The sequence below is a fragment of the Massilia sp. TWR1-2-2 genome (genome assembly GCF_049897565.1).
Classification (GTDB): Bacteria; Pseudomonadota; Gammaproteobacteria; order Burkholderiales; family Burkholderiaceae_D; genus JAFCUW01.
The window spans coordinates 53,708-77,722 of record NZ_JAFCWM010000022.1 but is presented as its reverse complement, the minus strand read 5'-3'; the positions used below and the strand labels follow the sequence as shown (position 1 = coordinate 77,722).

Annotated in this window: 20 protein-coding genes; 8 read left to right on the top strand and 12 right to left on the bottom strand. The window is 66.7% G+C overall.

Going from position 1 to position 24,015, the window contains the following annotated elements:
* Positions 1–4 precede the first annotated feature (4 nt).
* The 6 genes from ACP7DD_RS19545 (at position 5) to ACP7DD_RS19520 (ending at position 6,031) form a co-directional block, all read left to right on the top strand.
* On the top strand, positions 5–1,240 hold the full coding sequence (locus ACP7DD_RS19545) for an ABC transporter permease (RefSeq protein WP_426176470.1): 1,236 nt from the start codon (positions 5–7) through the stop codon (positions 1,238–1,240).
* A 40-nt stretch (positions 1,241–1,280) separates the two neighbouring features.
* Entirely contained in the window at positions 1,281–2,615 is a 1,335-nt protein-coding gene (locus tag ACP7DD_RS19540; protein ID WP_426176469.1) for a sigma-54-dependent transcriptional regulator, read from the top strand.
* Positions 2,612–3,952, top strand: a complete 1,341-nt coding sequence (locus tag ACP7DD_RS19535; protein WP_426176468.1) for a sensor histidine kinase — start codon at positions 2,612–2,614, stop codon at positions 3,950–3,952. The genes ACP7DD_RS19540 and ACP7DD_RS19535 overlap by 4 nt, the downstream gene beginning before the upstream one ends.
* A 236-nt stretch (positions 3,953–4,188) precedes the next feature.
* Positions 4,189–4,470, top strand: a complete 282-nt coding sequence (locus ACP7DD_RS19530; protein WP_426176467.1) for an ATP-binding protein — start codon at positions 4,189–4,191, stop codon at positions 4,468–4,470.
* A gap of 76 nt (positions 4,471–4,546) precedes the next feature.
* Positions 4,547–5,194, top strand: coding sequence for a pyridoxamine 5'-phosphate oxidase family protein (locus tag ACP7DD_RS19525; protein WP_426176466.1), 648 nt, complete (start codon positions 4,547–4,549; stop codon positions 5,192–5,194).
* A gap of 51 nt (positions 5,195–5,245) precedes the next feature.
* Positions 5,246–6,031 (top strand): spermidine synthase, encoded by a 786-nt coding sequence (locus ACP7DD_RS19520; RefSeq protein WP_426176465.1) that lies wholly within the window; start codon positions 5,246–5,248, stop codon positions 6,029–6,031.
* 28 nt (positions 6,032–6,059) lie between these two features.
* Here the strand turns inward: ACP7DD_RS19520 and ACP7DD_RS19515 are convergent, their stop codons facing one another.
* Positions 6,060–6,344 carry a pilin gene (locus tag ACP7DD_RS19515; protein WP_426176464.1) on the bottom strand — a complete coding sequence of 95 codons (285 nt, stop codon included), beginning with the start codon at positions 6,342–6,344 and terminating at the stop codon, positions 6,060–6,062.
* Positions 6,319–7,242 (bottom strand): M48 family metallopeptidase, encoded by a 924-nt coding sequence (locus ACP7DD_RS19510; RefSeq protein WP_426176463.1) that lies wholly within the window; start codon positions 7,240–7,242, stop codon positions 6,319–6,321. The genes ACP7DD_RS19515 and ACP7DD_RS19510 overlap by 26 nt, the downstream gene beginning before the upstream one ends.
* Before the next feature lie 281 nt (positions 7,243–7,523).
* Between ACP7DD_RS19510 and ACP7DD_RS19505 the strand changes: the two genes are divergently transcribed.
* On the top strand, positions 7,524–10,007 hold the full coding sequence (locus ACP7DD_RS19505) for a TonB-dependent receptor plug domain-containing protein (protein WP_426176462.1): 2,484 nt from the start codon (positions 7,524–7,526) through the stop codon (positions 10,005–10,007).
* Here ACP7DD_RS19505 and ACP7DD_RS19500 read toward each other — a convergent pair.
* Genes ACP7DD_RS19500 through ACP7DD_RS19455 form a run of 10 tightly spaced genes read right to left on the bottom strand, consistent with a single transcriptional unit; the run spans position 10,004 to position 22,807 of the window.
* Positions 10,004–11,443: a hypothetical protein gene (locus ACP7DD_RS19500; RefSeq protein ID WP_426176461.1), complete on the bottom strand. Its 1,440-nt coding sequence runs from the start codon at positions 11,441–11,443 to the stop codon at positions 10,004–10,006. The genes ACP7DD_RS19505 and ACP7DD_RS19500 overlap by 4 nt on opposite strands.
* Positions 11,440–13,374 (bottom strand): DUF4175 family protein, encoded by a 1,935-nt coding sequence (locus ACP7DD_RS19495; protein WP_426176460.1) that lies wholly within the window; start codon positions 13,372–13,374, stop codon positions 11,440–11,442. The genes ACP7DD_RS19500 and ACP7DD_RS19495 overlap by 4 nt, the downstream gene beginning before the upstream one ends.
* Entirely contained in the window at positions 13,358–14,323 is a 966-nt protein-coding gene (locus tag ACP7DD_RS19490; RefSeq protein ID WP_426176459.1) for a BatA domain-containing protein, read from the bottom strand. The genes ACP7DD_RS19495 and ACP7DD_RS19490 overlap by 17 nt, the downstream gene beginning before the upstream one ends.
* Entirely contained in the window at positions 14,320–15,195 is an 876-nt protein-coding gene (locus ACP7DD_RS19485) for a DUF58 domain-containing protein (protein WP_426176458.1), read from the bottom strand. The genes ACP7DD_RS19490 and ACP7DD_RS19485 overlap by 4 nt, the downstream gene beginning before the upstream one ends.
* A 1-nt stretch (position 15,196) precedes the next feature.
* Positions 15,197–16,201 (bottom strand): AAA family ATPase, encoded by a 1,005-nt coding sequence (locus ACP7DD_RS19480; RefSeq protein ID WP_426176457.1) that lies wholly within the window; start codon positions 16,199–16,201, stop codon positions 15,197–15,199.
* 1 nt (position 16,202) lies between these two features.
* On the bottom strand, positions 16,203–16,823 hold the full coding sequence (locus ACP7DD_RS19475; RefSeq protein ID WP_426176456.1) for a DUF4159 domain-containing protein: 621 nt from the start codon (positions 16,821–16,823) through the stop codon (positions 16,203–16,205).
* Positions 16,824–16,833: 10 nt separating this feature from the next.
* Positions 16,834–18,168, bottom strand: coding sequence for a TldD/PmbA family protein (locus ACP7DD_RS19470; protein WP_426176455.1), 1,335 nt, complete (start codon positions 18,166–18,168; stop codon positions 16,834–16,836).
* A 12-nt stretch (positions 18,169–18,180) separates the two neighbouring features.
* Complete coding sequence (locus tag ACP7DD_RS19465) at positions 18,181–19,818, bottom strand: TldD/PmbA family protein (RefSeq protein WP_426176454.1); 1,638 nt, start codon at positions 19,816–19,818, stop codon at positions 18,181–18,183.
* Positions 19,819–19,829: 11 nt separating this feature from the next.
* Entirely contained in the window at positions 19,830–21,167 is a 1,338-nt protein-coding gene (locus ACP7DD_RS19460; protein WP_426176453.1) for a TldD/PmbA family protein, read from the bottom strand.
* 2 nt (positions 21,168–21,169) lie between these two features.
* A complete protein-coding gene (locus tag ACP7DD_RS19455; RefSeq protein ID WP_426176452.1) occupies positions 21,170–22,807 on the bottom strand; it encodes a TldD/PmbA family protein in 1,638 nt (545 codons plus the stop codon).
* A gap of 412 nt (positions 22,808–23,219) precedes the next feature.
* Between ACP7DD_RS19455 and ACP7DD_RS19450 the strand changes: the two genes are divergently transcribed.
* Positions 23,220–24,005: a class I SAM-dependent methyltransferase gene (locus ACP7DD_RS19450; protein ID WP_426176451.1), complete on the top strand. Its 786-nt coding sequence runs from the start codon at positions 23,220–23,222 to the stop codon at positions 24,003–24,005.
* Positions 24,006–24,015 lie beyond the last annotated feature (10 nt).

The window sequence follows — 24,015 nt, the reverse complement described above, 5'->3', positions numbered from 1 at the left end:
CATCATGTCCATGAGTCCTATTCTTTCAGCGCTGATGCGCAACAAGACCGGCGCGGTGCTGGTCGCCGTGCAGGTCGCCCTGAGCCTGGCCATCCTGTCGAACGCGCTGCACATCGTCAGCGTGCGCCAGGAAGTGGCGGCGCGCGCTAGCGGCATCGCCGACGAAAGCTCGGTCTTCTACATCAACAGCCGCTACCTGACGCGCGAAAGCGCCGAATATGACGCCGCCGTGCAGCGGCGCGAAATCGAACTGCTGCGGGCCATTTCGGGCGTGGACTCGGTGGCCACCGCGAACCAGATGCCGCTCGGGAATTCGGGCGGCAACAGCAGCGTCTCGCTCGACCGCAAGCAGGTCAACCAGAGCGCCAACGCGGCCAAGTACCGCAGCGCCGATTCGCTGATCAAGACCTGGCAGCTCAAGCTGCTCGAAGGGCGCGACTTCACCCCGGCCGACGTGCTCGAAGTCGACGAGCAGGTCAGCAAGGAGGAACCGAACACCAGCATCATCACCAAGGCGCTGGCCGACAAGCTGTGGCCGGGCCAGAGCGCGGTCGGCAAGACGCTGCTGTTCGGCGTCGGCGAAGACGCCCACGCCACCCAGGTCGTCGGTGTGATCGAGCGCCTGCAAAAACCGTGGGCGCAAATCGGCGAGGAAGGCGAGTTGTCCGCCATTCTCCCCTACCGCGGGCTGGGCGGCATTCCCGGCGCGATGTACACCGTGCGCACCGAACCGGGCCAGCGCGACCGCGTCATGAAGGAAGCCGAAGCGGCGATGGCCAAGTCGGCGCCGGTGCCGGTGGTGATCCGGGTGAAGAACACGCTCGACGATCGCAAGGAGCGCTACCGCGCCGACAAGGCGCTGTCGTGGATGCTGATCACCGTCAGCGTCCTGCTGCTGGTCATTACCGCCAGCGGCATCGTCGGCATGGCCAGCCTGTGGGTGACGCAGCGGCGCAAGCAGATCGGCGTGCGCCGCGCACTGGGCGCGCGCCGTGCCCACATCCTGCGCTACTTCATCGCCGAGAACCTGATGATCACCGGCGCCGGCATCGTCGGCGGCGTGCTGCTGGCCATCGGCCTGAACCAGCTGTTGGTCAGCAAGCTCGAAATGACCAAGCTGCCGCTCGAATACCTGGCGTGGGGCACCGGGCTGTTTTTCGCGCTCGGCGTCATCGCCGTGTACGGACCGGCATGGCGGGCGGCCACCATCTCGCCGGCCACCGCCACCCGCACCGCCTGAGGCGCCCCTGCCACCCGCGCCGCAATGGTAGACTAGCCGTATGCCTACTGTACTGATCATCGACGACAACGCGGCCGTCGCCATCGCACTCGACGTGCTGTTTTCGCTGCACGACATCGACGCGCTGCGCGCCGCCTCGCCGGAAGAGGGCCTGGCGCTGCTGGAGCGCTCGCAGGTCGACCTGGTCATCCAGGACATGAACTTCAGCGCCGACACCACCTCCGGCGAGGAAGGCGCGGGGCTGTTTCGCCAGATCCGCAAGCGCCACCCGGACCTGCCGGTGATATTGCTGACCGCCTGGACCCACCTCGACGCCGCCGTCGACCTGGTCAAGTCAGGCGCCGCCGACTACCTGTCCAAGCCGTGGAACGACAACCGCCTGATCGCCACCGTCACCAACCTGATCGAACTCGGCCAGGCCAACCGCGCCTTGCAGCAGCGCGTGCGGCGCGAACGGCGCCAGCGCCGCGAGCTCGAAAACGGCTTCGACCTGCGCGGCATGGTGTGGCAGGACCCGGCCACCGAACGGGTGCTGCACCTGGCATGCCAGGTCGCGCGCGCCGACGTGCCGGTGCTCATCAGCGGCGCCAACGGCACCGGCAAGGAACGCATCGCCGACATCATCCAGGCCAATTCGCTGGTGGCCGACGGCCCGTTCGTGGTGCTCAACTGCGGCGCCCTGCCCGCTGAACTGATCGAGGCCGAACTGTTCGGCGCCGACGCCGGCGCCTACACCGGCGCGTCGAAGGCGCGCGAAGGCAAATTCGAAGCGGCCGACGGCGGCACCCTGTTCCTCGACGAGATCGGCAACCTGCCGCTGGCCGGCCAGATGAAACTGCTGCGGGTGCTCGAAACGGGCCGCTTCGAGCGACTCGGATCGAACCGCGAGCGCCAGGTCAAGGTGCGCGTCATCAGCGCCACCAACGCCGACCTGCCGGCGATGATCCGCGCCGGCACCTTCCGCGAAGACCTGTTCTACCGCCTCAACCTGATCGAACTGCGCATCGCGCCATTGGCGGCGCGCCCTGCCGACATCCTGCCGCTGGCGGCCAGCTTCCTCGGCGCCGGCAAGAGCCTGCATCCGGGCGCCGAAGCGGCGCTGCTTGCACACGGCTGGCCGGGCAATGTGCGCGAACTGAAAAACGTCATCGCCCGCGCCAGCCTGCTCGCCTCCGGCGCGGTGATCCAGGCGGCCGACCTCGGATTGCCGGCGGCCGCCGCCCCGGCGCTGGAGGTCGAGCCTGACCGCGACGTCATCAGCGGCGCGCTGACCCGCGCCGGCGGCGTGGTGGCGCAGGCCGCGGCCGAACTGGGCCTGTCGCGCCAGGCGCTGTACCGGCGCATGGAGCGGCTCGGCATCGCCCGTCCCGGATGAGCGGCGCGGCCGGCAAAGGGTTTCGCCTCTCGCTGGTGACGCGCTGGTCGGCGCTGGTCGGCACCTTGCTCGCGCTCGGCATCCTGATCGCGCTGGGCCTGACCCGGCTGCTGCCGGACCGCCCAGGCCTGGTGTTCGGCATCTGCCTGCTATGCATGGTGCCGCTGTCGATCATCACCATCCGTTCGCAGATCCAGCCGATCCTGTCGCTGTTTCGCGCGCTGGCCGGCACCGTCACCAGCTACAAGGACGGCGACTTTTCGTTCAGCCTGCACTGGCAGCAGAACGACGAACTGTCCGACCTGATCGAGGCCCACAACGCGCTTGGCAACGTGCTGCGCGAACAGCGGCTCGACCTGATGCAGCGCGAGCTGCTGCTCGACACGATGGTGCAGAACACGCCGGTGGCGATGCTGCTGGTGGCCGACGGCGCCGGCGGCGCGCGCCCGATCGTCTACGCCAACATCGCCGCGCGCCAGCTGCTCAACCAGGGCAGGAAGCTCGAAGGCCACCAGCTCGGCGAGATCCTGCGGCAGTCCAACGCCGCGCTGCGCGACGCCGTCACCCGCGGCGGCGATGGCTTGTTTACCACCGGCGACAGCGAGGACGAAGAGGTATACCACCTGGCGCGCCGCAATTTCAGCCTGAACGGGCGGCGCCACGAGCTGCTGCTGCTGCGCCAGCTGACGGTCGAACTGCGCCGGCAGGAAGTGCAGACGTGGAAAAAGGTGATCCGCGTGATCAGCCATGAACTGAACAATTCGCTGGCGCCGCTGACGTCGCTGGCGCATTCCGGCGCGGAGCTGGTGCGGCGCGGCCAGACCGAACGCCTGCCGCAGATTCTCGAAACGATCGGCGAGCGCACCCGCCACCTCGAGACGTTCATCCTTGGCTATGCGCGCTTTGCCAAGCTGCCGGCGCCGCGCATCGAAGCGTGCGGCTGGGACGGCTTCCTGGCGCGGCTGTCGTCGCAGGTGGCGTTCCGGCTGGTTGGCGAAACGCCGGCGGCGCCGGCGATGATCGACCCGGCGCAGATGGAACAGGCGCTCCTCAATTTGCTGAAGAACGCGCACGAATCGGGATCGCCGCCCGGCCAGGTCGAGCTGAACGTCAAGCGCGTGGCCGACATGCTGCGCATCGAAGTATCCGACCGCGGTCCCGGCATGAACGAGGCGGTGCTGACCAATGCGCTGGTGCCGTTCTACTCCACCAAGCGCAGCGGCACCGGGCTCGGACTGGCGCTGGCGCGCGAGATCGCCGAAGCGCATGGGGGGCGCATCACGCTGGGCAACCGCGAAGGCGGCGGCCTGACGGTGGCCCTGATCCTGCCGGCTTGAACCCCCGCTGCCCCCCCGGGGTCTGAACCCACGGGGTCAGTGCCGACATCCGGACACGAGCTCAGCAGTCAACCATCTTTAAAGCCGATTCAGTGTCCGAATGCGGGCAATCGGACACGGCCTGATCCGAAATCGCCGGGGTCTAGTGCCGACATTCGGACACGACCTCGTCTTCAACGCCGGCTATTGCCGGGTCCGTATCCGATTGTCGGCACAGAGCCCGGTGGTGGTCAGGCATGAATGAGGCGGTGCTGACCAATGCGCTGGTGCCGCTCTACTCCACCAAGCGCAGCGGCACCGGGCTCCGACTGGCGCTGGCGCGCGCGATCGCCGAAGCGCATGGCGGGCGCATCACGCTTGGCAACCGCGAAGGCGGCGGCCTGACCGTGGCCTTGATCCTGCCCGCTTGCCCCCCCGGTGTGTGGTCGGAAGGACTACTCTACAGTTCGCGGCATTCGGCTCGGGCCCTTGCGTCGCGACCGCCGCATCGGTTGGACGACTCTTGCGTGGCCCTATAAATCGAGACCCAAGTGGACCTTATGAAGGAACCATCTTTCCACTATATTGGAGCCTGATTCTTTTGACAGGACTGAAATGACCGCACCTTCCGCACCCACCGACCGCGCCCGCGTGCGCCGCAACGCCAATTACGCCGACTACGACAACGCCACGCTGCACGCCATCATCGACGCCGCCTGGCTGTGCAATGTCGCCTTCCACGACGGCGCCAGCACCCACTGCATTCCGACCGCGTGCTGGCGCGAAGGCGGGCACCTGTACATCCACGGCTCGAATGGCGGGCGGCTGACAAGGCTGCTGATGAAGGGCACCCAGGCTTGCGTGACCATCACCCACCTCGACGGCCTGGTGATGGCGCGCTCCGCCTTCAACCATTCGATGAACTACCGTTCGGCGGTGATGTATGGACAGTTCGAAGCGGTCGATGGCGACGCCGCCAAGCGCGCATCGATGAGCGCCTTCATCGACAAGGTGGCGCCCGGCCGCCAGGCCGACGTGCGCGCCGGCAGCGACAAGGAGTACGCCGCCACCACGGTGATGCGCATCGCGCTGACCGAAGCGGCCTGCAAGGTGCGCACCGGCGGGCCGCATGACGACGCCGACGACATGCATATCGAAGCCTGGGTCGGCGTGCTGCCAATGGCATTGACGCCGCAAGCGCCGGTGCCGGAGCCCGGATGCGGCGTCGCCACGCCGGCCTACGTCGCGGCTTGGCGCGCCTGACACGGGCGGCCGGGATGGTAAGATCGGCTTTCGCAGCCGAACCAGCCACCCATGCCGTCCAACCGCACCAACCCAGCCGCCAGCGGCCGCTTCGAGCAGCCCGGCCATCCGCCGGCCACCGTCACCGAGTTTCGCGGCGTGCGCTTCCTGCACCTCGGTACCTCGTGGGTGCAAGGCGCCATGCGGCTCGACAAACCCGACGCCATCGAGCTCGAATACATCCAGATGATGATGTTGTGGCTGTTGTTTTGCGAGCAGCCGCGCCACATCGTCCAGCTCGGCCTCGGCAGCGCGGCGCTGACGAAGTTCTGTTACCGGCGCCTGCCTGGCGCCCGCATCACCGCGGTCGAACTCAATCCGAACGTGATCGCCATCTGCCGCGCGCTGTTCGAGCTGCCGCCCGACGACGCACGCCTGTCGGTGCGCGAGATGAACGCGCTCGACTTCGTGCTCGATCCGGCCAGCCGCAACAGCGTCGACGTGCTGCAGGTCGACCTGTACGACGAAGACGCGCGCGGCCCGGTGCTCGATACGCCCGAGTTCTACCAGGGCTGTTACGACTGCCTCACGGCCGACGGCATCATGACCACCAATGTGTTCGGCGACTTCGCCAACTACGACAAGAACCTGCAGGCGATGGAGCAGATCTTCGACGCCGTGGTCTGGCTGCCCGAAGTGCACGATGCGAACATCGTCGTCGTCGCCTTCAAGAACGCGCCGCAGATCGACTTCAGCGTGCTGTACGAACGCGCCGGCGCCATCAAGCGCGGCATGAACCTGCCGGCCAAAGGCTGGGTCACCGGCCTGAAGGAATGGATGCACGACCAGCAGCGGTAAGTCCCGCCGCCACCGGCCGCAACGCGCCTTACTGGCCGTTGCCGATCTGGCGGCATTGCGGCGGCAGCAATTTGGCGTCGATGTCTTCGGCGCCGCACTTCCATGCGATCCGCTTGTTCGCATCGAGCGATGGCGCGAACACCAGCACACCCTGGCCGTGCACGGTCGTCATGCGGGTGAGCACGCGGATCACCGCGTTCTCCGGGTTCAGCTGGATCAGCTCTATCGATGCGTTTCCGGCCGGCTGCGCCGATGCGCCGGCCGCCTCCAGCGTGGCCGGTACCTTGTCATTCGCATAGAAGTACTTTTCCACCGCAGCGGTAGTCCGGCGCCCGCCCTCGTAGGCCGCCGCGACCTGGCTCTTCTTGACGTAGTCCTGGTAGGCGGGTATGGCCACCGCCGCCGACGCCAAGGCGCGGCACGAACAGCGCCAGCACCATCGCCATCGGATGGCGCCGTGGCTGGCTGGGTTGCTGTCCCTGCGCCAGTGCCCGCACGGCGCCCATGCGCTTGACCAGCCACGGGTAGTCGCCCACCAGCTCGTGGAACGACATCCAGAAGCTGTCGGTGTGGCGGCTCTGGCCGATGTATTCGCTCTTGCTCATCGTGCGCCAGCGCTTGCCGCCGGCGGCCAGCGCCGCGATGCCGAATTCGGCGTTGCGCGGATGGTCGCACGCGGCCATGCCGTGCCGGTCGCACGTGTACTCGCGGGCGCGCGAGTAGGCCGCGCCGATCACTGGCAGGATCGACGCCGGCAGCAGCACGGTCGACCATTTGAGATGGCGGCGCTTGATGTGGCCGATCTCGTGGCCGATGTAGAAATTGAGCGCGTCCGGATTGTCTTCGAGGGCGTCGACGACGTCGGAGTACAGCACCAGGAAATCGCGGCCGAAGAAGCGCGTGGCGAAGGCGTTGAAGGCGCCGCCCATCTGCATCAGGTAGGCGTCGGGCTGCTCGTTCTGTCCGAGCTTCTCGCAGCAGGCAGCGATCTGCCGGTGCAGGTCGGGACACTGCTGCGCGGTGATCTGCACACCGTTGCCCTTGATGTGCGATATCAGCGCCGACTGGGCGAAGCAGTAGGCGAGAAAAAACAGCGCGCCGTACACCAGCGCCAGCCCCAGCGTGCCCACCACCAGCACGATCCACAACAGCAGCGATAGCACCAGCATGATGCCGAACAGCGTTTTTTCGTTCTTGTAGACCAAGTCCATCGCGGCTCCCATATTAAGATAAATACAATATTGCACTTAAGAATACCGTATTTTTCTTACCCATAGGAAATATATTGGACAGCCCGCAGGCAGCCGCCGCCACGGGCGTAAATACTACCTTCTTTTTTGTTGAGTAGCGCAAAATATTGCCTGACTACCTATAAATACAACAGTCATTCGATGCGGCTTGTACAGACCATTTGCCGTCCTATAGCATCTTCCGGGCGACGCGCACGCGCGCGCGCGCGACTTTAAAAATAAACAACAGAAAGAGACACGCAATGACGAAACAGACCGGAAGAGCCAACCTGAACCGCACCTTGCTCGCCTCGGCGCTGCTGGCGGCCCTGAACCACGCCGGCGCACAGGAAGCGGCCGGCGGCCAGCAGGCCCGCCCAAGCGACGAAGGCACCCCGTCGGTCGTCGTGCTCGGCTCGCGCTCGAGCGCCAAGACCGCCCTCGACACCGCCGTGCCGGTTGGCCTGATCAGCGCCAAGGACATGCAGAACGCCGGCCCGCTGGAGCTGGGCAAGCTGCTGCAGACGCTTGACCCGTCATTCAACTTCACCTCCACGTTCATCAGCGACGGCACCGACATCATCCGACCGGCCACCTTGCGCGGCCTCGGACCGGATCAATTGCTCGTGCTCGTCAACGGCAAGCGCCGCCACCAGCAGGCGCTGGTCAACGTCCAGCAAACCATCGGCCGCGGCTCCGCCGGCACCGACATCAACGCTATTCCGCTGTCGGCGATCCACCACATCGAGGTGCTGCGCGACGGCGCCGCCGCCCAGTACGGGTCGGACGCGATCGCCGGCGTGATCAACATCGTCCTCAAGTCGCAAGTGGGCGAGACCCAGTTGAGCGGCACGGTCGGCACCACGTCGAAGGGCGACGGCGACCTGGTCTCCGGCAGCGCCAACACCGGCCTGGCGCTCGGCTCCGACGGCGGCTACCTGAACTTGTCGGTCGAAGGGCGCCACCGCGGCGAAACCAACCGCGCCGGCCTCGATACCTTGCGCGTCAATCCGCCGCGCGTGACCCAGCGCATCGGCGACAGCCTGGCCAAGGATGCCTACCTGTGGTGGAACGCCGCCCTCCCGCTGGGCAAAGACAGCGAGTTTTATGCCTTCGGCGGCGTCTCCAAGCGCACCGGCGACTCGGCCGGCTTCTTCCGCTCCGCCGGCGACGGGCGCACGGTGCCGAAGGTGTACCCGAACGGCTACCTGCCGAACATCATGACGACCGTGAAGGACGCCTCGCTGGCAGTGGGCTACAAGCGCGACCTGGCGGGCGACTGGAAGTTCGACGTCAGCGTCAACCACGGCCGCAGCGAGCTCGGTTTCCACGAGCGTAATTCGATCAACGTCAGCTACTGGTACGAGCCGAAACCGGGCGGCGGCATCTACGCCGAATCGCCGCTGGAAGCCGACACCGGCCGCCTGAAATTCAACCAGACCACCTTCAACGCCGACCTGCGCGGGCCGGTCGACATCGGCGGCGCCAAGCTGCTGGTGGCCGGCGGCTTCGAGTACCGCCGCGACAACTACGCCATCGAAGCGGGCGATCCGGTCTCCTACCAGTACGGGCGCACCAACAACCCGGCCATCAAGATCTTCGACCAGACCGGCGGCATCGCCGCCTCCGGCGCCCAGGGCTTCCCAGGCTACACGCCAGGCACCGCCGTCGACGCCGGGCGCCACAACGTCGCCGCCTACCTCGACGCGGAACACAACCTGACGCCGCAGCTGCTGGTGGCCGGCGCGATCCGCTTCGAAAAGTATTCGGACTTCGGCAACACGACCACCGGAAAACTGAGCATGCGCTACGACCCGTCGCGCACCATCGGCATGCGCGGCAGCGTGTCGACGGGCTTTCGCGCACCGGGCGTGCAGCAGAAGTTCTACAGCTCGGTGTCGACCAACCTGAACACGGCCGGCGTGCTGACCGAGACACTGACCGCGCGCGAGGGCAGCGCCGTCACCCGTGCGTTCGGCATCTCGCCGCTGAAGCAGGAAACGTCGCAAAGCGGCAGCATCGGCATGATCCTGCGGCCGGTCACGGGCTTCTCCGTGACGGCTGACCTGTACCGCACCAACATCGACGACCGCATCGTCTTTTCGAGTAACATCGCGCCGGAATCGGGCGCCTGCCTGACCGCTGCGGCGTGCCCGATCAAGGCCATCCTCGACCCGCTGAAGGTCGGCCAGGCGCAGTTTTTCACCAACGCGATCGACACCACCACCGACGGCTTCGACCTGGTCGCCGATCACACCACCAAGTTGAGCAACGCCACGCTGGTGCTTTCGGGTCAATTGGGCTTTAACCGCACCAAGGTGAAGAACCGCCATTCGCAGTCGCCGGTGCTGTCGGGCGCCCAGCTGTTCGACGATTCGCAGGTGACGCTGATCGAACGCGGCCAGCCGCGCCAGCACCACGTCGTCGGCGCCGACTACACGGCCGGCGCATGGAACGTCAACGCCCGCGCCAACTACTACGGTGAAGTGCAGGGCCAGGGGTTCACCGCGCCGTTCATCCAGACCTGGGAAGCGAAGTGGCTGGTCGACCTGACGATGCGCTATTCGTTCACCAAGCGCTTCAGCCTGTCGGCCGGCATGAACAACGTGTTCGACACCTACCCGACCGAGTGGGACAAGACCAAGGCGGCGCCGTTCCCGCAGCTGGGCTTCACCCACTGCTGGGAGACCTGCCCGATCGGCATCAATGGCCGCTCCGGCTACCTGCGCGCCGACTACGCTTTCTAAGCGGAGCGCCGGCCACGCTCGCGCCACCACAGCGCCAGCATGGCCAGCGTGAACAGCAATGCGAACGGCCACGCCGGCAACGGCGTGCTGCCGGTCGCCGCCGGCGCCGCGGTGCGGGCGAGGTAGCGGGTAGTCGCATCGCGCCGCTGCGCCGCCTGCCACTGCGGCCAGTCTGCGCCATCGAACACGTACGTCTCGCCGCCCTTCCCCTCCATCTTCAGCCAGCCCGCCTGGCGCGGCCACACCGCCACGCAAGACGCATCGGCCTTGTCAAGCCGGCGCTGCCAGCTGACCTTCTGCTGCAGCGACGGGAATACGGCGTCTCCATTGACGCCCTGCGCGCACAGTTCCAGCCGCTGGCCCGCAAAGGCCATCTCGCGCGGCTCTTCCCATGCCACTTCCTGCTGCACCTTCACGCCTGCGGCGTCGAGCACACCCTGCCACCACATGCCGAGCTGGCGCGGCTGGCTGATCGCCAGTCGGTGCCAGTCGCCCACGCCCACCCAGGCGATGCGTCCGCGGGTCCAGAACGTGCCGTCGCCGGCAGTCCAGGTTCCCGCAACCGGATTGAACGGCGCCACCGGCATTGCCAGCGCGCCGGCAACGCGTCCATCGGCTTGCGGCTTCAGGTCGAGCTGCAGCGCGCGCTGCCAGATGCGGGGCTCAAACGCATTGGCGCCCAGGATGACGAGCGGCGTGCCTTGCGCAAGCAGCGTCGCGCGCGCGCTTTCCGATGCGCGTTCGAACCAGGCGGCGTCGATGATCAGCAGGTTGGGCGCGGCCATCGGTTCGCGCGCGGTCTCGTTGCGGGTGACGGTTTTGCCGAGCGTGACCTGCCAGTCGAGCAGTGCGCCGCTATTGGCCAGCAGTTCGTTCAACACGCGCAGGTCGAACGACGGCGCGGCGAAGCGCCCTTGTACCCGCAGCGGCGCGGCATCCACCACGTTGAGCGGCACCGGCCCTTCGGCCAGCGTCTTGCCGGCGGCGTCCAGCAAGCGCGCACGCAGCGCCAGCAGTTCGGCGGCCGGCGGCAGCCACTGCACGCTGAGCGACGCCGCCGAGCCGCTGGCCTCGGCGATGACTTGCTTGTTCTCCGCCAGCAGTTGCAGGCGCGCCGCGCCGGGCTTGTCGCGATGGATGGTGAATGTGAACATGCGGCCGAGCGTCAGGCGGCGTGGAAAATCGAGCCGCAGCACGGGACTGGTTGGCGCAGTCCACGCCAGCGGCCGCGCCGGCAGGTCGCGCCACTGCGCTTCGGTCAGTCCGTCGCCAGTCAGCGTCGCCTTGGCGGCGGTGTGCGGCAATGAAAAATCGCCGCCGATGCCGGCCATCACCGCGGCGGCAACCAGCACCAGCAACGCGTCGATCCAGCGGCGCCGCCACAGGTAGACGCCGGCGCTGCCCAGTCCAATCAGGCCGATTGCGGTCATCGTCATGGCGCCGCCCTGCGCCACGCTTGGGTGAACGGCGTGCTGGCCGACGGCGTGGCCTGCAGCAGCACCGGCGCATCGGCGATGGCGCCGCGGATCCATGCGCGCAGTACCGGGCGACAGGACGCGCAGCCGTCGGCCACATCCTGCACCGCGCGCTGCGCTTCGAGCCGCTGCTCGTCGCCGGCGATGCGCGCGCGGATCCAGTCGTGCGCGCTGCGGCTCCACAGCGCCGGCAAGGCGCCGTCGCCGCCGAGGGCGCGCAGCAGCTCGCGCACTTCCGCCGGCACCGGGTCGTTGGCCGCGTCCTGCGCGCGCCGGTAGCTCTTGGCGCCCACTACATCACCACTCATGCGCAGCGCCTCCTTGATCGGCGGCGGCGCGAACGCCGTCTTGTGCAGGTAGATGCGGTCGGCCTGCTGCAGCTGCTTGATCGCCTCGAGTGCCTTGTGTTCCGGCGCCAGCGCCGGCTGCGGAGTGATCGCGCGCAGCGCCTTTTCGGCATCCCACATCGCCGACAGCGCGCGCCGCAGCACTTTCTTGGTGCCCTCGTCGAACAGCGTGGCGTTCTCCGCCTGGTCGTGGGCATGGCCAAACTCGGCCACCACGTCGTGCTTGCCCTCTTCCTTATCGTGCTCGTCGCCGCCGAACAGGCTCGACTCCTCGCCGAGGAACTGGCCGTAGCGGCGGCGCAGCTGCGCCTGGTCACCGGCGATCGACTCGCTGCGGCTGCGCGCCAATGCCGCGGCCATTTTCGGCTGCGCCTTCATGTCCGCGATCAGTTGCTGGGTATCGATGATGACCTGGCGCTGGCTGCGCAGGTTCTCCGGCTTGACCAGCATTGGCAGCGCCGACGTCTCGTCTTCGGTGCCGACAAGCCCGGGAAGGCGCAGCGTGTAGGTCGGCGACTGCACGCTGTGAACCGGCTCGGCATTGTCGGCCGCCCGCACGAAGAAATACAGTTCGTCGCCCGGCTCCATGCCCAGTTCGGCGAGCGTCCACTGGCGCGCCCAGTTGCGCGCGCGTGGATCGCTGGACGCCGGCAGCGGCACTTCGCGGTCGCTGAAGCGGATGTTCTCGCCGCTGCCGCGCGCCAGCGTCAGGTGCAAGGTGGCGCGGCTGACCTGGTAGTCGTCGCGCACCGATACCGCGATGGCGGCGCTCTTCGCATCGGCCGCCAGCACCTGCACCATGTCGGTCGGCGCCGTGATGGTGATCAGCGGCGGCTGGTCGGGCGTTACGCGCAGGCTGTAGCGCGCCCCGCGCAGTCGCCAGAATACCGATTCGGTCGCCCTCCACTGCGCGCAAGCGGCGCCGGTGCCGAGCTGCTGGCCATCGCTCAGTTCAATTACCGCGTCCTTGCCGCACCATTGCACCACGCTGTGTTCGGGCACCTGGAGGTCGCGCGGCGCCGACTCGAACGGCGCGACCGCTGTGTACTTCGGTGGCGTGACGCGCAGCGAGACCTGGCCCGGCGCGATGGCCGCGGCGGCGGCCGGCGTGGCAGCGGGCGCCACGCTCGGCATGCCGGCACGCGCGCCCCAGGCCCATACGCCCAGCGCCACCAGGGCGCTGGCGGCGATCCAGTGATAGCCGCCGCGAACGCGCGTACGCGCCACCGCCGGCAGGTCCAGTACCGCCGCCGCGCGCGCAAGCAGGCGCCTGCGCTGCAACTGCGCGACGGGAGTTGGCGCATGCGCCAGCAGCAGGCTGCTGTCTTCCAGTTCCGGGATTGCACCGTCGAGCCAGCGCGGCCAGTTGGCGGCCACTCGGCGGTGCAGGCGCCAGCCGTCGAACGCCACCAGCGCCAGTGCGGCGGCGATGCCGATCGGCGAACGCAGCACGCACCACGGCAGCAGCGCGCCCAGCCACAGCGGCAGCCGGCGCCGCCAGGCGGCCCGCCAGACGCGCGCAACGATGTCAGCGTCGGCTTGCATGGGACAGTATCCTTTCGAGTGCGAACAGCGCCGCCAGCGCCATCAGCAGAATGTCGCGCAGCGCCCCGGCCGCCGGCGCCGCCTGTACCGTGGACGCCGCAATTGTTTGCGAAGGCGCGGAGTAAGGCGCCGGCGCGTAATGCAGGCGCTGCCAGGTTTCGAACAGGCTGCGCGCGGAGCCGGCGTCGGCCGGCGGCGCGGCAGTCCACAGCCGCCCGCGCGCGCTGTCGGCGTAGCGCAGGCCATCGACCGACCTGGCGTTGCGCAGTTCGGGGAAGGCGCTGGCGTCGCCGACCCACCACAGCGGCACGCGCAGGCCGGCAGGCGGCGCCTCGGCCACATCCCACACGATCAGTTCCGACTTTGAGTCCGGCGTGTCGGTGACGACAAATTTTTGCACGCCGTCCAGCGCGGCGAACAGCGCCCGCCATTGCGGCGCGCGCTTGCTGACGATGGCCACGCGATGTTCCGCTGCAGGCGATGGCGCGGCCAGCGTGCGCAGCTCGACCTTGTGGCGAAGTTGCGGCCGCAGCGCCGGCATCGGCACGTTGCCGGCTACTAGCAGACGTGCGCTGGCCTTCCATTCGCGCTCGTGCAGCGCCAGATAGCCAAGCGGATCGGCGACGGTAATCCGGACTGCGCCCGCGAAGCCGGCCTCGGTCACCTGGCGATCGAGCCAGGCGGCATCGGCGCCGGGCGCCACAAGCACAGTGTCGCCGCGCCACGGCAGCGTGACGTCTGCAAGCAGCGCGATGACGCCGGCGAGCAGCAGGCAGCGCACCAGCAGCAACAGCCGGTCGGTCCAGCGCCACACGCGCTGCTGCTGCGGATCGGCGCGCGGCAGGAAGCGCGCCGTCGCCAGCGGCTGTGCGTTGCTGCGTTCGCGCTTCTGCCGGTGCCACCATATCGGCAGCAGCAGCACGGGCATGGCCAGCCACCACATGCTCATGCGCGGCCCGCCTGGCGCAGCCACGCGCGCAGCACCGTCTGCAGCGGTTGTTCGATGCGCGCTTCGAGAGTGCGGATGTCGCTGCGGCGGCAGTCCGCCGTCATGGCGGCGAAATGACCGGCGCGGTTCTTCTGGTAAGCCTGCTGCTCGAAGCGGAACAGGCCCGCGCCAGCCTCAGGGTCGCGCCATGCGCTGCCGGCGGCGAAGCTGGCGTCGCATTCGGCGTCGGTCTGCAGGCACAGCGCGCGCACGTCGTGGCGCATGTGGCGCAGCCGCAGCAGCGCTTCCGACTGGGCCGATGGCCAGTCGAGATAGTCGCTGACGGCGAACACCAGGCTTGGGGAACGGGCGAAATGCAGGCTGGTTCGCAATGTCTCGGCCGGCGGCAGGCTGCCCTGCGCTTCGGTGCGCGACAGCTGCGCCAGGATGCGCTGCATCTGGCGGGGTCCGCGCGCGGCAGGCGTGAACTTCACTCGGTCGCCGCCGCAGACGATCAGGCCGAAGGCATCGCCCTGGCGCTGGGCGATGGCGGCGATGCAGGCCAGCACGGCGCGCGCGTACTGCAGCTTGTCCAGACCCGCCACGCTGCGGCTCGGTTCGGCCATAGAGGCGCTGGCGTCCAGCCACAGCCAGACGGCGACGTGGCTGTCGCGCTCGGCCTCGCGCACGAAATAGCGGTCGGCGCGCGCCAGCAGCTTCCAGTCGACGCGGCGCCACTCGTCGCCCGGCGCATAGGCGCGGTACTCGGAGAACTCGACGCCGGCGCCACGCTCGCGGCCCGCATGGATGCCGTGGCCGAGGCCGGCCAGCACGTAGCGGATGACCAGGTTCAGGTCGGTGCTGTGCGCCAGCTGCGCCGGTGTCGCCAGCATGTCAGCCGACGCGGATCTCGTCGCCCAGCGCGCGCAGGATGTCGGCGATCGCCACGCCGTCCGCTTCGGCTTCGAAATTGCGCAGCACGCGGTGCGCCAGCACCGGCAGCAGCATGGCCTGGACGTCGTCGCGCGTGACGGCCAGGCGGCCGTGCATCAGCGCGCGCGCTTTCGAGGCCAGTACCAGTGCCTGGCCGGCGCGCGGACCGGCACCCCAGCCGACGTGCTTCAACACGCTGGGCACCTTGCTCTCTTGCGGCCGGGTGGCGCGCACCAGGCGCGTGGCGTAGCGCAGCAGGTGCTCGCCGATTTCGATATCGCGCACCAGCAGCTGCAAGCGCAGCAGGCTGGCCACGTCCATCGCCGGCACCGCATCCTGCAGCACCGAGTGGGTGGTGCGCGCGACCATCGCCATCTCTTCGTCTTCGCTCGGATAGCCGACGTCGATGCGCAGCAAGAAGCGGTCGAGCTGCGCTTCCGGCAGCGGATAAGTGCCGGCCTGCTCGATCGGGTTCTGGGTGGCCAGCACAAAGAACGGCTGCGGCAACTTGTGGGTGGTGCCGGCGAAGGTGACGGCGCGTTCCTGCATCGCTTCGAGCAGCGCTGATTGCGTTTTTGGCGGCGCGCGGTTGATCTCGTCGGCCAGCAGCACCTGGGTGAACACGGGACCCTGCTGGAAGCGGAACACGCGCTGGCGAGTGACCGTGTCTTCTTCGAGGATTTCGGTGCCGACGATATCGGACGGCATCAGGTCGGGCGTGAACTGGACCCGGCGAAACTGCATGTCGGTGGCCTGCGCGAGCGACTTGACCAGCAGCGTCTTGCCCAGGCCCGGCACGCCTTCGACCAGTGCGTGGCCGCCGGCCAGCAGGCAAATGATGAGCGACTCGATGACCTGCTCCTGGCCGACGATCACGCGCGCCATGCTGGCCTTGAGCGCTCCGACTTTCGCCGTCAGCGCTTCGATTTCGTTTTCGTTCCAGGCGATTGCATCACGTTCCGACACGTCAGGCTCCTAAAGCATATTGAATGATATTGACCGCGAAGCGGGTATTGTCGATGACGAGCCAGCGCTTGTTGCGAAAGTCGTAGTCCCACTCGCAGCCGTAGTCCTTGTTCGAGTACAGCACCCGCACGCGGCCGTTGATTTCGATCGCCTTCAGGTAGTCGTGCACCAGGTCGTCGCCCCAGCCATTGAGTTCATTGCCGGTGTTGGGCGGGCCGTCGAACTTGAAGAAGCTCGAATAGACCGGATGCGTGTTCGGGATTTTTCTCAACGCTTTCGGTCCGAACATCTTCGCCAGCTCGGCCTCGAACGACTTGGCGAACAGGCCGTCGATGTCGTGGTTGCAGTCGTCGACGAACACGAAGCCGCCGCCGCGCACATACCGTTCGAAATTCTTGCGCTCGCTTGGTGTGAACTGCACCAGCTTGTGGCCGGCCAGGTAGCAGAACGGCGCCTCCAGCATCTTCGGGTCGGACAGGGCGACCACGCGTTCGGCCGGATCGACCCGCAGCGTGGTGTATTCGACCAGCGAATTGAGCACGTTGCTCGGCATGCGGATGTCGACGTCCCAGTCGCCCGACTCGTACGTCAGGCGCGTAAAATAGAAGTCGACCGGCCGCATACCCGCCCCGTTACACCGCGTCCGACAGCGACGTGAAGTTGAAGTCGCGGATCTTCATCGGCGGGATCAGCATCTCGTACGCCACTTCGTCGCCGCCGATGATCTGCGGCTTGCCCAGTTCGTCGACGTTGTTGAGCATCGAGACGGGGCTCTCGTTGAAGCGGAAGTTCTTGATCGGGTGCTTGATCTTGCCGTTTTCGACGTAGAAGGTGCCGTCGCGGGTGAGACCCGTGAGCAGCAGCGACTGCGGATCGACCTGGCGGATGTACCAGGTGCGGGTGACGACGACGCCCTTCTTGGTCGACGCGATCAGTTCTTCCAGCGACTTCGAACCGCCCGACATGATCATGTTGCCATGACGGGCGGTGGCCTTGGCATTTTGCTTCTGCGCCCAGAAGCGCGAGTAGTCGAGCGAGACGATGCGGCCGTTCTTGACGACGTCGGTGCGTTCGCGCGGCATCATCGTGTTGTCCCACGGCCGCACCGGAACATCAGGATGCCATGGGTCGGCCCAGATGTTGATCTGCTCGTCGAACAGCTTTTCGCCGAGGCGGTTGCCGCCGCCCTTCTTGGACAGGAAGCTGCGGCCCTCGTCGGCCTGGCGCGCATCGAAGGCGCCGAACATGCGCCCGATCAGCTCCGACGTCGCCGCCGGCTCGAGGATGACGGTGTAGCGGCCCGGCTCGAGCGCCTTGGCGTCGACCGAACGCAGCGCTTTTTCAATGGCGACGGCGGACGCTTCGCGCGGATCGAACTTGCGCGCGTCGGACGCCGAACGCGTCACCCAGCCGGAGCCTCGGCCGTCTTCGGTGCGCGCGGTGCAGGTGAAATCGAGGCTGGTGAATTCCTGGTGGCCGAACAGGCCATTTGAATTGGCGATGGTCTGGAAACCGGTAGTGTCGACGAAGTAGCCGGCCGTCTGCAGCTTGTTCTTGCGCCCGGCGACGATGCTGTGCGACGCCACTTCGGCGCGGTAGTCGGGATCGATGGCGGCGGTGGCGGCGTTGTAGGTAGCGGACTGCTTGAACGCCTGCTTGCCGATGGCCGGCATGAACTCCGGATTCTCCGGCGCCAGGCGGGCGACGTCTTCGGCGCGGCGCACCGCGCGCTCGAGCAACTTGTCGTCGAATTCGTTGATGGTAGCGGTGCCCTGGCGCTTGCCGAAGGCGACGCTGATGGTGAGCTGGGTGTTTTCGTTCAGGCCGGCGGTGGTGACGCTGTTTTGCGCGTAGCGGATATTGCCGCGGCGGCTGCCGTCGATGACGACGCGGCATTCGTCGGCCTTGGAAAACCCGAGCACGCGGTCGCAGATGCGCTTTGCTTCTTCCTGGTTCAGCTGTTTCATCCTGAAGTCTCCTTAGCCGATCTTGCGAGCGGTGTTGATAACGTTGATGCCGTTAAAACGGGTGGTGGCCGAACCGTGCGACACGGCGCTGACCTGGCTGGGCTGTCCTTTGCCGTCGAAGAACGAGCCGCCCATGCGCCAGTCGCGCTGATCGCAAATGGCGGAACACGAATTCCAGAATTCCTGGGTGTTCGACTGGTAGGCGACGTCTTCGAGCGGGCCGGTGATCTTGCCGTTCTTGATCTCGAAGTACAGCTGGCCGCCGAACTGGAAGTTGTAGCGCTGCTGGTCGATCGAGTACGAGCCGCGCCCAAGGATGTAGATGCCCTTCTTGACATCCTTGATCATCTCGTCGGGGGTGAGCTGCTCCTTGCCGGCGGCGAGCGACACGTTCGGCATGCGCTGGAACTGCACGCTGTTCCACGAGTCGGCGTACGAGCAGCCATGCGACTCCTTTTCGCCGATCAGGTGGGCCTGGTCGCGCGTGGCCTGGTAGTTCACCAGAACGCCGTCCTTGATGATGTCCCAGCGCCTGGCGGCGACACCCTCGTCGTCGTAGCCGACCGCGCCGAGCGAACCGGGGGTGGTCTTGTCGGCGATGAAGTTGACGCGGTCGGCGCCGAACTTGAATTTTTTGGTGGCCCACTTGTCGAGCGTGGCGAAGCTGGTGCCGGCGTAGTTGGCTTCGTAGCCGAGAACGCGGTCCAGTTCCGTCGGGTGGCCGACCGACTCGTGGATGGTCAGGAACAGGTGTTCGGGGCTGAGCACCAGGTCGTACTTGCCCGGCTCGACCGACTTGGCCGACAGCTTTTCCTTCGCCTGGCGGCCGGCCGCGCGCGCATCCTCGACCAGGTCGCAGGAGCGGGTGTAGAGCGTGGCGACGCCGCCGGCGGCCTGCACCTTGTCGGCGGCGCGCGCGTCGAAGTATTCGAAGCCCATGCCGACCGGCGCGGCTAGGCTGTCGCGGGTGCGGAAGCGGTTGGCGGCCTTGTCGACCGCGGTGGCCGTCATCGGCGCCCACAGGCGATGGATGTCCTGGTCGATGTAGGAGCCGTCAGTGGAGGCGTAGTACTTCTGCTGATTGACCTGGAACAGGTTGGCCGTCATGAAGGTGGCGCCGGCGTCGAGGCCGGCCTTGTTGGCGGCGATCAGCATCTCGGCCTTGTCCTTGACCGGCACGGCGCGCCAGTCTTTCGTGAATGGCGTGGCCCAGCTCACCACGCCTGTGCCCTTGACCGGCGCCATGCGCAGCGGTTCGGTCTGCAGTTTGGCGTTGGCGCGGGCGATCGCGACCGCCTGGCGCGCGGCGCCGGCGACGCCGTCCGGCGACATGTCGTTGGTCGAAGCGAAGCCGTAGGCGCCGCCGGCCACCACGCGCACGCCGACGCCGGTCGACTCGGTGTTGATGATGTTTTCGACGCGCAGGTCGCGCGTGGTGATCGACTGGTTCAGGTAGCGGCCGATGCGCACGTCGCAGTAGCTGGCGCCGGCCTTGGTGGCGGCGTTCAGGCCGGCGTCGGCGAGGGTCTTCTTGAAGCTGACCGCCATCGGATTGAGCAGCTCTTCGGCGGCGATGGCGTTGCCGAACACCGGCAGCAGGATGGCGCCGGTGGCGCCGCTGCTGATTTTAAGGAAGGTACGTCGTTCCACAATCTCTCCAGTTACACCGCGTCCGACAGGGACGTGAAATTAAAGTCGCGCACTTTCATCGGCGGGATCAGCATCGAGTACTGCACTTCGTCGCCGGCGATGATCTGAGGCTTGCCGATTTCCTCGATGTTGTTGAGCATCGTGACGGGACTTTCGTTGAAGCGAAAGTTCTTGATCGGGTGCTTGATCTTGCCGTTCTCGATGTAGAAGGTGCCGTCGCGCGTGAGGCCCGTCAGCAGCACCGACTGCGGGTCGACCAGGCGGATGTACCAGGTGCGGGTGACCAGCACGCCCTTCTTGGTATTGGCGATCAGCTCCGCGGTGGACTTGCTGGTGCCTGCCATGATCATGTTGCCGGGCGAGCCGACCGGGCGCACGCCCTGCTTCCTGGCCCAGTACAGCGAGTAGTCCAGCGCGGCGACGCGGCCGTCCTTGATCATTGCCATGCGCTCGCGCGGCAGCATGGTGGCGCTGTCCCACGGCAGTACGGCGACATCTTTGTCCCACGGGTCGGACCAGATGTTGACCTGGCTGTCGAACAGCTTTTCGCCGAGGCGGTTGCCGCCGCCTTTCCTGGACAGGAAGCTGCGGCCCTCGTCGGCCTGGCGGGCATCGAAGCCGGACAGCATGTAGCCGATCAGGTCGGACGTGGCGGCCGGCTCGAGGATGACGGTGTAGCGGCCAGGTTCGAGCGCCTTGGCCTCGACCGAACGCAGCGCTTTTTCGATGGCGACGTCGGACGCTTCGCGCGGATCGAACAGCGCGAAGTCGCCGGCCGAACGCTTGACCCAGCCCGAACCGCGCCCGTCTTCGGTGCGCACGGTGCAGGTGAAGTCGAGCGAGGTGGCCTGCTGGTGGCCGAACACGCCGTTCGAGTTGGCGATGGTTTCAAACGAGGTGCGGTCGGTGAAGAAGCCGGCGCATACCAGCTTGTTCTTGCGGCTCGCCTCGATGCTGTAGGCGGCGGCCTGGGCACGCATGTCGGGATCGATGGCCGCGGTCCTGGCGCTGAAGGTGGCGCTTGGCTTGTAGGCCTGCTTGGCGACCGCCGGCATGAACTCGGGATTTTCCGGCGCCAGGCGGGCCAGGTCTTCGGCCCGGCGCACGACTTTTTCGAGCGACTTGTCGTCGAACTCGTTGATGATGGCGGTGCCCTGGCGCTTGCCGTAGGCGACCGACACCGACAGCTGGGCGTTGTCGACCAGTCCCGCGGTCGACACGTTGTTGCGGGCGAAGCGGATGTTACCGGTGCGGCTGCCGGTCAGCGTGACGGTGCACTGGTCGGCTTTGGTGAAGGACATCACGCGGTCGGTGATACGGCGGGTCTCGTCAAGGCTAAGTAGTTTCATGGTCAGCCGATCTTGCGGGCGGTGTTGATGACGTTGATGCCGTTAAAGCGCGTGGTCGACGAGCCATGCGACACGGTGCTCGACTGCGACGGCTGTCCTTTGCCGTCGAAGAAGGAGCCGCCCATGCGCCAGTCGCTTTCGTCGCATATCGCGCTGCAGGCATTCCAGAACTCCTGGGTGTTGGACTGGTAAGCCACGTCTTCGAGCGGGGCGCCGATTTTGCCGTTGACGATTTCGTAGAACAGCTGGCCGCCGAACTGGAAGTTGTAGCGCTGCTGGTCGATCGAGAAGGAACCGGCGCCGACGATGTAGATGCCCTTCTTGACGTCCTTGATCATTTGATCCGGCGTGAGCTTCTTCGTTCCCGCCGAAAGCGAGATGTTCGGCATGCGCTGAAACTGCACGCTGCTCCACGAATCGGCATACGAGCAGCCGTGCGATTCCTTCTCGCCGATGATGTGGGCCTGGTCGCGCGTGGCCTGGTAGTTCACCAGCATGCCGTCCTTGATGATGTCCCACTTCTTGCACTTGACGCCCTCGTCGTCGTAGCCGACGGCGCCGAGCGAACCGGGAACGGTCTTGTCGGCGACGATGTTGACGCGGTCGGCGCCGTACTTGAATTTCTTCGACTGCCACTTGTCGAGCGTGGCGAAGCTGGTGCCGGCGTAGTTGGCCTCGTAGCCGAGCACGCGATCGAGTTCGGTCGGGTGGCCGACCGACTCGTGGATGGTGAGCCACATGTGTTCGGGCGAGAGCACCAGGTCGTATTTACCCGGCGCGACCGATTTGGCGGTGAGCTTCTCCTTGGCCTGGCGCCCGCAGGCGCGCGCGTCCTCGATCAGGTCATACGAATCGGTGTACAGCGTGCAGACGCCGCCGGCGGCCTTGACCTTGTGCTCGGGACGGGCGTCGAGGTATTCGTAGCCCATGCCGACGGGCGAGGACAGGCCCTGGCGCGAGCGGAACTTGTTGGTGGCCTTGTCGACCGCGGTGGCGAACACCGGCATCCACATGCGGTGTACGTCCTGGTCGATGTAGGAGCCGTCGGTGGAGGCGAAGTACTTCTGCTGGTTCACCTGGAACATCAAGGACTGCATGAAGCTGGCGCCGCCGTCCATGCCGGCCTTGTTGGCGGCGATCAGCAGCTCGGCTTTTTCCTTGATCGGCACGGCGCGCCAGTCCTTCTTGATCGGCGTGGCCCACGCCACTTCGCCGACGCCCTTGACGGGCGCCAGGCGCACCGGCTCGGACTGCAGGCGGGCGTTGGCCTTGGCGATGGCGACGGCCTGGCGGGCGGCGCCGGCGACGCCGTCGGGCGACATGTCGGAGGTGGCGGCAAAGCCGTAGGCGCCGTTGCAGATGACGCGCACGCCGACGCCGGCCGACTCGGTATTGGTGACGCTTTCGACGTTCAGGTCGCGCGTGGTGATGAACTGGTTCAGGTAGCGGCCGATGCGCACGTCGCAGTAGCTGGCGCCGGCCTGGGTGGCGGCGTTGAGGCCAACGTCGGCCAATGTCTTCTTGAATTTCGCGGCGAGGGGGGTCAGCAGCTCTTCGGCGGCGACCGCGCGTCCAACCACCGGCACCAGCATGGTGCCCAAGGCGAGGCCGCTGATATTGAGAAAGGCACGACGTTCCATTGAATCTCCTGAAGAAGTACTCACTAAGCACTGACGAAGGAGCGTCACCTGTCGATGGTGGCAACGCTGTTGCGGCACAACCTGAATCGGGTCGATCTTTATTGCTAATGTTAAAAAAAACCTTGGCAACCTTAACAGTTGCAAAAGACTTTGAATAGGCAATCTTTATGCCAGTCACTAAGTGCTTGATTTTGATGACGGCCGCGGTGCCGGCCCACTGTCCGGCGCTGTCCGCGGCTGTCCGCAGGCGGACGGCCGGACAGGTGGACGCGGTGTACGGGAGGCGTTTCTGGACTAAATGGCGCGCGCGGTAACGCGGCGCTTGACCGCGCCAGCGGCTTGACAGATGATCCCGCCTGCGGCCGCTGTTCAGCTTCCCGCCTTCCCGAACAACATCAACGGAGACACCACCATGAAACGAATGATCCTGGCAGCGATGCTGGCAATGAGCGTGTGCGGCGTAGCGCAGGCAGACGATGCCCTGAAGGCGGCGATTGCGGGCAGCCACCGGGCGCCGGCCAACGTCGCGCGGGACGCGGCGCGCCATCCGTACGAGACGCTGCGCTTCTTCGGGATCGCGCCGACCATGACGGTGGTGGAACTGTCGCCGCAGGGTGGCTGGTACACCGAAATCCTGGCGCCGTATTTACGCGACAAGGGCGTGTTGATCGGCGCCGGCTCGCCGCCGGATAAACGCTACGGCAAGGTGTTCATGGACAAGCTCAACACCAACGCCGCCGTCTACGACAAGGTGCGCATCGGCCTGTTCGAGCCGCCGACTTCGTACGCGATCGCGCCGGCCAACAGCGTCGACATGGTGCTGACGTTCCGCAACCTGCACAACTGGATTTCGCTGGGCGACGAGCAGATGCAGGCGCTGCTCAAAAATGTCCATGCCACCCTGAAGCCGGGCGGCGTGTTCGGCCTGGTCGACCACCGCCTGCCGGCGTCGATGGCGCAGGACGCCAAGGCGTCGAGCGGCTACGTGCACGAGGCATGGGTCATCGCCCAGGTCGAGAAAGCCGGCTTCAAGCTGGCCGGAAAATCGGAAGTGAACGCCAATCGGAAAGACACGGCCAACCACCCGAAAGGCGTCTGGTCGCTGCCGCCAGTGCTGGCGATGAAGGACGAGAACCGCGCCGCGTTCATGGCGATCGGCGAGAGCGACCGCATGACGCTCAAGTTCGTCAAGCCGTAAGCGGCAGCCG